The following is an 8,889-nucleotide window of genomic DNA, read 5'->3' as shown; positions in this document are numbered from 1 at the left end:
CCCCAAGATCGTGCTCGATCCTGGATCTAGTGGCCCGATCGCGTCGGACACCACTACATCAACGTCAACGCCGTTGCGTTAGGCGGAGTGGCTGTTCGTCAACCTCGCACCGCCTCGTCGATCATGGAGTTGTGATGGGTGACAAAGCGCCCGCACGGCACCAAACCAGGCACCACAACTCCATGATCGACGAGGCCGGGCTGCGCCCATGCCGCGATCTTGCACATACTGTCCCGACGTAAGGGGCATTCCGTGCTTTTTCGGCGACCGACAGTGCAAGATCGGCGCGGGTGGGGCGTTCCTGGAGTCTGAACCTCGGCTTCGGCGGTGCACACTTGCCCCTTGACCCACGCAACCGATCGCCTTACGCGACGGTGTTGACCTCCACGTTCAAGCACGATCTTGGCCGCACGACGATGACGATCATGGGGTTGGCGAGGCGTTCGGCCCAGACCGCCCCGGTCAAACCCATGATCAACGGCTGCGGGCGATGCGACGGCGGCGGCCGATGCGCAGGGTGCGGGCGGTGCGACGGCGGCAGGCGGTGCGGACGAGCACGGTCAGGAGCAGGGCGGTCATCGCCAGGGCACCGGGTGCCTTGGTGACGCGGGCCAGGTTGGTGCCGTCGGGCAGGGCGAGGAAGGCTGCCGCCGCGGTGGGCAGCACGAACCACGTCGTACGGGCGGCGGTGAGCGCCAGCAGTGCCAGCGGCCAGGTCGCGTACCAGGGGTGGAAGACCGGGGACAGGACGACGGTGGCGACCAGCGCCAACGCCGCGCCGTGCAGCGCCACCCGGGGCGCCGTCGTCTCGACCGGCGCTGCCCGCCGGGCGTCGTTGGACCCGCGCAGGGTCTGCCAGGCCCGCCACCAGAGCACCACCAGCACTCCGACGAGCAGCAGCAGCGCGACCGCCCGGACTCCCGGCACCGCCTGCGGGTCCCGGCCGACCAGCGCGCCGGCGTAGTCGACCACGAAGCCCACGGCGGTGGGTGGTGACGTCCACTGCTCCGAGTCACCGCTGTGGGTCAGCCCGCCCACCCAGCCGAAGCCGAGGCCGGAGACCGCCGAGGTGACCAGCAGCGCGGCGAGCAGCCCGCCGGCGAGCCAACCACAGTGGCGCAGCAACGCCCGAACGGTGTAGCGGCCGGGCATTCCGGCCAGCACGGCGAACGGCACCACCACCACGGCGCTGGCCTTCACCGTGACCGCCAGCCCGAGCAGCGCTCCGGCCAGCAGCAGCGCCGCCGGCCGACCCGGTCGACGGACCACGACCAGCAGCCCACACAGCAGCAGGCCCAGCATCACTGCGTCGTTGTGGGCGCCGGCCACCAGGTGTACGCCGACCAGCGGACCGGCCACCGCCAACCAGACCGCCCGCCGGGCCGGCACCCCGGCCGCCCGTGCCAGACCGGGCAGGCAGAGCGCGGCCAGCAGCAGCCCCGCCACGGCGATCACGCGCAGCGCCACGATGGTCCCGGTGAGCCCGCCGCCGAGCCCGACGGCGAGCGCCGCGAGCAGGACGAACACCGGCCCGTACGGCGCCGGGGTGTCCCGCCAGATCGGCGCCACGGTGTCCAGCCAGGGGCAGCCCGCCGCCGCCACCCCCACCGTGTACGGGTCGACGCCGTGCGCGTACGTCCAACCCTGGCAGGCGTACGAGTAGACGTCCCGGCTGCCCAGCGGCGGCGCGAGCAGCAGCGGCAGTGCCCACAGCCCGGCGGTGACGTACGCCCAACGGGTCGACGGTGCACCCTCGCGCAGCGACCACCACGCCCCGACCAGCAGCACGGTGCCGATCAGCCAGCAGGTCAGCGTCGCCGGGCCGTCCGGGGTTCGCCAGATCGACGCGGGTGTCACGCCCAGCGGGGCGTCGGGCAGCGCCCCGCCGAGGTATCCGGCCACGGCGAGCAGGACCGCGCCGGCCAGGCCGACGAACCGCGCGGCGCTGGCCACCGATGGATGAGGGGGCGGGCCGGGAGCGGTCACCGGCGCACCTTCCCTCAATCGGCGGCGACCGGCTGACGGGCCGCCCGAGCCGACCGTACCAACCGGATGACCAGCACGATCACCAACAGCGTCATCAGCGGTGCCCCGACCGTCTTGGTGTACCGGGGCAGCCCGGTGCCGTCGGGCAGCACCAGGAAGGACGCGACCAGGGCGACCACTGTGAACCATCTGGTGCGCTGGGCGGTGGCCGCCAGCACGAACAGCGGCCAGGTCCAGTACCAGGGGTGCACGACGGGGGCGAGCGCGACGGTGAGGGCGAGCGCGAGGCCGGCGTGGTACAGCGGGTCGCGGGTGCGGGCCCGCCACCAGAGCCAGACGAGCAGCACGGCCAGGAGGACCACTGCTATCCCGCGAGTGACCGGCAGCGCGTCGATGTGACCACCGAACAGCGCCGCGACGTACCCGACCGTCTGTCCCACGGCGGTCGGCGGCGAGGTCCAGGCGATGGCGGTGCCACCCTGGGACAGCCCGCCGACCCAGCCGAAGTCCAGCCCACCGGCGAGGGTCACACCGACCACGCTGGCGACCGCCCCGCCGACGACCCAGCCGCCGTCGCGGATCAGCGTGCGGATCCGGTACGGCCCGGCGGTGGCCGCCAGCGCGGCGAACGGCACCACCACCACGGCGGTCACCTTGATCGCCACCGCGACTCCGAGGAGCAGCCCGCCGACCAGCAGCATTCCGCGCCGGCCCGGGTGCGCCGCCACCACGGCCAGCCCACCGACCAGCGCGGCGAGCATCAACACGTCGTTGTGGGGTCCGCCGATCAGGTGCGCGGCCACCAGGGGGGAACCCAACGCCAGCCACACCGCCCGCTTCGCCGGCACACCGGCCCGACGCGCCAGCGCCGGCAGGGCCCACGCGGTGAGGGCCACTCCGACCAGCGACAGCGCACGGAACAGCACGATGCTGGCGGTCAGCGATCCGGTGGCCTTCACCACGGCGCCCGCGATCAGCACGAACAGCGGCCCGTACGGCGCCGGGGTGTCGCGCCAGATAACCGAGACCGTATCCAGCCAGGGGCAGGGCAGCGCGGAGACGCCCTGCTCGTACGGGCTGATGCCGCCGACGAAGCTGGCGCCCTGGCAGGTGTACGCGTACACGTCCCGACTGCCGAAGGGCGGCGCGAGCAGCAACGGCAGCAGCCAGAGCCCGACGGTGACCAGTGCCCACCGCGTCGAGGGTCCCCCGTCGCGCAACGCCCACCAGGCGTACGCCATCAGGCCGGTGCCGACCACCCAGGCGGCGAGGATCAGCGGGCCGTCGGGCCCCTGCCAGATGCTGACCGGGGTGCTGCGCAGGGGGCCGCTGGGGAACGCGCCGCCGAGAAAGGCGGAGAGCGCGAGCAGCATCGAGCCGGCCAGGCCGGTCCAGCGCGCGAGGTGGGAGGGCACGCCGGACATGCTGCCAGCCCGTCGGTGGGAGGCCGACGGCAGGCACGGGTCAGCAGTGGCGCGCCGGTGCCAGCCCACTGGAGATCGAGTAGTCGCCGGCGGCGCGGACCCGCACCTCGGTCCACCCGTCCGCGCCCGGTCGCAGGCAGCCGTCCGGGCCGCTCAACGTGAGCCAGCGCGACCAGCGCACCCGGACCGGCACGTCACCGGGCGTGGCGGTCAGCCGGACCGCGCCGCGGTCGGCGGCGACGAGTTGGCCCGGGGCACCGACCAGCGGGGTCGGATCGACCACTGCGTACATCTGCCAGGTGGCGTCTCGCCAGACCTCCCGCAGGTACGGCAGGCCGGCCCGGATCAGCGCGGCCTCGTCGCGGCCCCACCGGTCGGCGGGTGCGTCCGGGGCGAGCACCACGTAGGTCACCGCCTCGTGCCGTAGCCACTGCTCGTACGTCTGCGCGCTCAGGTTGCCGTCGTAGAACAGCGCGTTGCGGTCGCTGTCGACCTGGCGTTCCCAGCCCCGGGCCAGTGGCACGGTCGGCGGCAGGTACGCGGACTCCCAGTGGTCGCGTAGCGGCACCACCTCGACCCGCCCGGCCGGCTGCCGCCGGTCGAGTTCGGCGACGAGCGGTTGGTAGAAGCTCTTAGCGCTCTCCGGGGCGCCTGCCCGGGTCACGTCGCTCGTCATCACCGGGGACTGCCACCACACCGCCGCGGCGAGCAGCGCGGCCAGCCACCGCCCCGGCAACGCGGCGTACCCGGCCAGCACGGGCAGGGCGAACAGCATCGGCAGTCGTAGCGCGTTGGAACCGATCGGGCTGGGCAGGTAGTACGCCCCGATCAGGAGCAGCACGGTGAGCACCGCGCCGACGCGCAGCACCCGGCGGCGACGCGGCAGCACGACCGCCACCAGCACCGCGAGCGCGACGTTGATGCGCATCGACTCGGCCGAGTACGGCTGGGTGCCGCCGTTGCCGAAGACGAACGCCATCGGGGCGAGCGTGACGGCGGGCGCCACGGCCAGGACGAGCCCCTCGGCCAGTGGTCGCTCGGCTCGCCAGCCTCCGGGCAGCGGGCGGCCCGGCCCGTCACCGGTTCGCAGGGCGCCCAGCAGCAGCGCCGCGCCGGCCAGCCCGGTGAACAGGCCGGCGACCGGGCTCGCCGCCGTCGCCAGGGCGGCGCAGCCGGCGGCGAGCGTCAACCGGAGCCAGCGGGGTGGGCGTTCCGCGCTGACCGCGCAGAGCGCCAGCAGCCCGAACGCAAGCCCGACCGCGAAGGTGATCCGACCGCTCGCCAGGTTGCCGACCAGCACCACAGCGCCGAGGACGCCCGCCAGCAGCGGTCGGCGGGCCCGGTTGCGGATGAACAGCCAGCCCAGCGCGGCCGCGCCGACCACGGCGGCGACCGCGCCCAGCGGACGCACCCCGATCAGCTCGCCCAACCTGGCCGTGAAGAGGCTGTAGCCGTACTGGTTGACGCCGCCGTACCAGCCGAAGTCGACCGGCGTCGCCCCGTACCGCTCGGTGAACCCGGCACGGGCCACCTGGGCGGCGAGGTCGGTGCCCATCGGCGGCGCGAGGAGGAACGCGACGGCGAGCACCACCGCGGCCCCGGTCGCCGCCGCCCAGCCGGTGCCCGCGATGCGTAGCCCGGTTGGGCGCGGCGACGCGTCAGGCATCGAGGACCCGTTCGGCCGCGGCGCGGGAGCGGCGGCCGGTGCGCAGGTACTCGTCGAGGAACTCCCCCGGGTCGTCGCGGCCGAGCAGCCGGGCCACCCCGGCCAACTCCACCCCGTGCCGAGGCAGTTGGTCTCCGGCCCGGCCCCGGACCAGCATCAACGCGTTGCGGACCTGCGCTGCCAGGGCCCAACCGGCGGCCATCTCCGCGGCGTCCGTGGGATCGATCAGGCCGGCCCGCTCGGCCTCCGCGAGGGCGTCGAGGGTACGCGTGCCGCGCAGCGCCGGGATCGCGCCGGCGTGCCGGAGCTGGACGAGCTGCACCGCCCACTCGACGTCGGCGAGCCCACCGCGACCCAGCTTGGTGTGGGTGGCCGGGTCGGCGCCACGGGGCAGCCGTTCGGTCTCCACCCGGGCCTTGATCCGCCGGATCTCGACGACCTGCTCGCGGGTCAGCCCGTCGGCCGGGTAGCGCACCGGCTCGATCATCGCCTCGAACTCGGCGCCCAGGTCGGCGTCACCGCAGACGAACCGGGCGCGCAACAGTGCCTGCGCCTCCCACACCCGCGACCAGCGGGCGTAGTACGCCGAATAAGCGGCGAGGCTGCGGACCAGCGGACCCTGGCGGCCCTCCGGTCGCAGGTCGGCGTCGACGCCCAGCGGCGGGTCGGGGGCGGGTACGCCGAGCAGTCGGCGCAGCTCCTCGGCGACGGCGTGCGCGGCGGCGGTGGCGGCGCTCTCGCTGGTGCCCGGCGGCGGGTCGTAGACGAAGAGCACGTCGGCGTCGGAGAGGTAGTTCGACTCGTACCCGCCGAGCCGGCCCATGCCGATCACCGCGAACCGCAGCCCTGCCGGTGCGGGCTGGCTGGCCTGAGCGGCCCGCAGCGCGGCGGCCAGTGTGGCGTCGGTGACGTCGGCGAGCGCCGTACCGACAGCGGTGATGTCGGACAGCCCGCGGGCGGGCCGGTTCGCGCCGTCCGCCCGGGTGGGGCTGGGCGCCAGCGCGCCGGCCCGGCAGAGCACGTCGGCGCAGGCCACCCGGACCAGCTCGCGACGTCGCAGCGCGCGCACCGCGCTTGTCGCCGCGACCGGGTCGGTGTGCCGGGCCGCCGCCGCCAGGAACCCCTCCCGCAGCACCTCGGGCGGGCGGGGCGCCAGCTCGTTCTCCTCGGCCAGCAGCCGCAGCGCCTCCGGGTCGCGGGCGAGCAGGTCGGCGACGTACCGGGACAGGGCGAGGACCCGGGCCAGCCGGCGGGCGACCGGGCCGCCGTCGCGCAGCAGCCGCAGATACCAGGGGGTGCTGCCCAGCTTGTCGGAGACCTTGCGGTAGTTGAGCAGCCCCCGGTCCGGCTCCGGCGCGTCGGCGAACTCGCTGAGCAGCACCGGCAGCAGGGTTCGTTGGATGGCCGCCGTGCGGCTCACCCCCCCGGTGAGCGCCTGGAGGTGGCGCAACGCCCCGGCCGGGTCGGCGAAGCCGAGGATCTCCAGGCGGTTTTTGGCCGCCTCCGGGGTGAGTCGCAACCCGTCGGCCGGCACCCGGGCCACCGACTCCAACAGCGGCCGGTAGAGCAGTTTGGCGTGCAGTCGGCGTACCTCGGTGGCGTGGGTGACCCACTCGGCCCGGAAGCTCTCCACGGCGCTGCGCCCCGGCGCGGCCGTGAAACCCAGCGCGGCGGCGAGCCAGCGCAGCGCGCCCGGCTCGGCGGGCACCGTGTGCGTACGACGCAGGCCCTGGAGTTGCAGCCGGTGCTCGACGCTGCGCAGGAAGCGGTAGCCGCGCAACAGGGCCTCACCGTCGGCCCGACCGACGTAGCCGCCGGCGACGAGCGCGCGCAACGCCGGGATGGTGCCGGGCGGGCGCAGCGTCTCGTCGCCGCGACCGTGCACGAGTTGCAGCAACTGGACGGCGAACTCGATGTCGCGCAGCCCGCCGGGACCGCGCTTGATCTCCCGCTCCAGCTCCTTCGGCGGGATGTGGTCGATGATCCGGCGGCGCATGGCGCGGACGTCCTCGACCGCCTCGGGCCGCTCGGCGGCCCGCCAGACCAAAGGCGCGAGCTGATCGATCCACTCCTGGGCCAGCGGCAGGTCCCCGGCGGCCGGGCGGGCCTTGAGCAGCGCCTGGAACTCCCAGGTGCGCGCCCACCGCCGGTAGTAGGCCAGGTGGCTTGCGAGGGTCCGCACCAGCGGGCCGCGGCTGCCCTCGGGTCGCAGCGCGGCGTCCACCGGCCAGGCGACCAGCCCGCAGATGGAGATCAACCGGGTCGACACCTGTGTCGCGGCGGACAGGTCGGCGTCCTCGGCGGCCACGAAGATGACGTCCACGTCGGAGACGTAGTTCAGCTCGCCGCCACCGCACTTGCCCATCGCCACTACCGCGAGTCGGGGCCGCTCGGTCCCCTCCGCCAGCTCCGTCACCGCGATCTCGTACGCCGCGGACAGCGTCGCGTCGGCCAACGCGGAGAGCGCGGCCATCGTCTGCTCCAGGCCGCGACCGCCGGTCAGGTCGGCCGCCGCGATCCGCAGCAACGCCAGGCGGTACGCGGTGCGCAGCGCCGCCACCGCGTTGCCGCCGTCGGCCGGCTCCAGCCGCCCCTCGGCGATCGGGGCGAGCCCGTCCGGGGCGGTCCGCAGCGCCTGGTAGTGCTCGGGGTGCGCCACCAGGTGATCGCCGAGCGCCGCCGACGCGCCGAGCACCGCGATCAGTCGTCGCCGCAGCCCGGGGTCGCTGTGCACGTCCGCGAGCAGCGGCGATTCGGCGCCGCCTTCGGTGGCGCGGCCCTCGGCCTCCACGATGCGGTGCAGTTGGCGCAGCGCCAGGTCCGGGTCGGCGGCCCGGGACAGCGCGGCGAGCAGCTCCGCGGCTGCCTCGTCGACCGGCTCCTGAACGGCCGGCTGCCACAGCCGCAGCCCCTCGGGGCCGAGCAGGTCCGCGGCGCGCGCGCCGCCGTCGCCTTCGGCGGTGCCGAACCCGTACCGGGCGAGCCGGCCCGGTGCTCTGGTCGGCCGGCCCATCAGTGCCCGAGCAGCGGCAGGCCGCGCCGCGTCGTGCTGTCGTCCAACTCGCCGAGGGCCAGCGCGGCGAACCGGGCGGCGAACGGTTGCCAGACCTCCTCGACGTCGGGCAGCACCGAGGCGCAGGCCGCGACCACCAACTCCGGGTCGTAGCCCAGCTCGGCGAGTTCGGTCGAATCGGTGGCCCAGTCGGCGATCATCGCGGCGTCGCACTCGATGTGGAACTGCAACCCCCACGCCCGGTCACCGAGGCGGAACGCCTGATGCGGGTAGCGGGTGGAGGCGGCCAGCAGGGTCGCGCCCCGAGGCAGCTCGGTGATCTCGTCGGAGTGCCACTGGAGCACGTCCGGGATCAACGGCACGTACCGGAACAACGGGTCGTTCTCGGCGGCGTCCCGCCGGCCGACCACGCCGGGGCCGATCTCCGGCCCGGACGGGCTGCGCTCGACCAACCCGGCGTGCGCGGTGGCGAGCAGCTGCGCGCCCAGGCAGACCGCCAGGGTCGGCACCCGGTACCGGACCGCCTTGCGCAGCAGACCCTCCAAGGCCGGAAACCACTGTGCGCCGGGAGAACCGTCCGGCATCGGGTACGCCTGTTGGTCGCCGCCGAGCACCACCAGCGCCGCGTACCCCTCCAGGTCGGCGGGGAGTTCGTCGCCGGCGTGCGGGCGCACCACCCACAGCTCCAGCCCAGCCTCGGTCAGCCACTCACCCAGCCGGCGCGCGTCGTCCGTCGGGTCGTTCTCGATCACCAGCGCGGTTGCCACAGGTCGAGGCTAGCCGGTACGCCGCACGGCACC

The 8,889-nt window shown here is 74.7% G+C and carries 5 protein-coding genes; all 5 read right to left on the bottom strand.

Annotated elements, in window-relative coordinates:
• Positions 1-474: 474 nt before the first annotated feature.
• From mptB (ABZS40_RS07285) to ABZS40_RS07265, 5 genes are read right to left on the bottom strand one after another with little or no spacing between them, the layout of a single operon-like run.
• On the bottom strand, positions 475-1,986 hold the full coding sequence (gene mptB, locus ABZS40_RS07285) for a polyprenol phosphomannose-dependent alpha 1,6 mannosyltransferase MptB (protein WP_354942479.1): 1,512 nt from the start codon (positions 1,984-1,986) through the stop codon (positions 475-477).
• A gap of 14 nt (positions 1,987-2,000) precedes the next feature.
• Positions 2,001-3,401, bottom strand: coding sequence for a polyprenol phosphomannose-dependent alpha 1,6 mannosyltransferase MptB (mptB, locus tag ABZS40_RS07280; RefSeq protein WP_354942478.1), 1,401 nt, complete (start codon positions 3,399-3,401; stop codon positions 2,001-2,003).
• A gap of 49 nt (positions 3,402-3,450) precedes the next feature.
• The gene (locus ABZS40_RS07275; protein WP_354942477.1) at positions 3,451-5,076 is read right to left on the bottom strand and encodes a hypothetical protein; all 1,626 of its coding nucleotides are present in this window, start codon (positions 5,074-5,076) and stop codon (positions 3,451-3,453) included.
• Positions 5,069-8,089 carry a bifunctional [glutamine synthetase] adenylyltransferase/[glutamine synthetase]-adenylyl-L-tyrosine phosphorylase gene (locus ABZS40_RS07270; RefSeq protein ID WP_354942476.1) on the bottom strand — a complete coding sequence of 1,007 codons (3,021 nt, stop codon included), beginning with the start codon at positions 8,087-8,089 and terminating at the stop codon, positions 5,069-5,071. Before ABZS40_RS07270 ends, ABZS40_RS07275 begins: the two co-directional genes overlap by 8 nt.
• Entirely contained in the window at positions 8,089-8,856 is a 768-nt protein-coding gene (locus ABZS40_RS07265) for a type 1 glutamine amidotransferase (RefSeq protein WP_354942475.1), read from the bottom strand. The genes ABZS40_RS07270 and ABZS40_RS07265 overlap by 1 nt, the downstream gene beginning before the upstream one ends.
• Positions 8,857-8,889: the final 33 nt, after the last annotated feature.

The sequence above is a fragment of the Micromonospora sp. NPDC005324 genome, from assembly GCF_040607155.1.
Classification (GTDB): Bacteria; Actinomycetota; Actinomycetes; order Mycobacteriales; family Micromonosporaceae; genus Micromonospora; species Micromonospora trifolii.
Note: the sequence above shows the minus strand (reverse complement) of the source record. Positions and strands in the feature narration are given on the sequence as shown.

Excerpts from the sequence above, each read along its gene's own strand:
- ABZS40_RS07275 (WP_354942477.1), bottom strand. The coding sequence starts at position 5,076 with ATGCCTGACGCGTCGCCGCGCCCAACCGGGCTACGCATCGCGGGCACC.
- ABZS40_RS07270 (WP_354942476.1), bottom strand. The coding sequence starts at position 8,089 with ATGGGCCGGCCGACCAGAGCACCGGGCCGGCTCGCCCGGTACGGGTTC.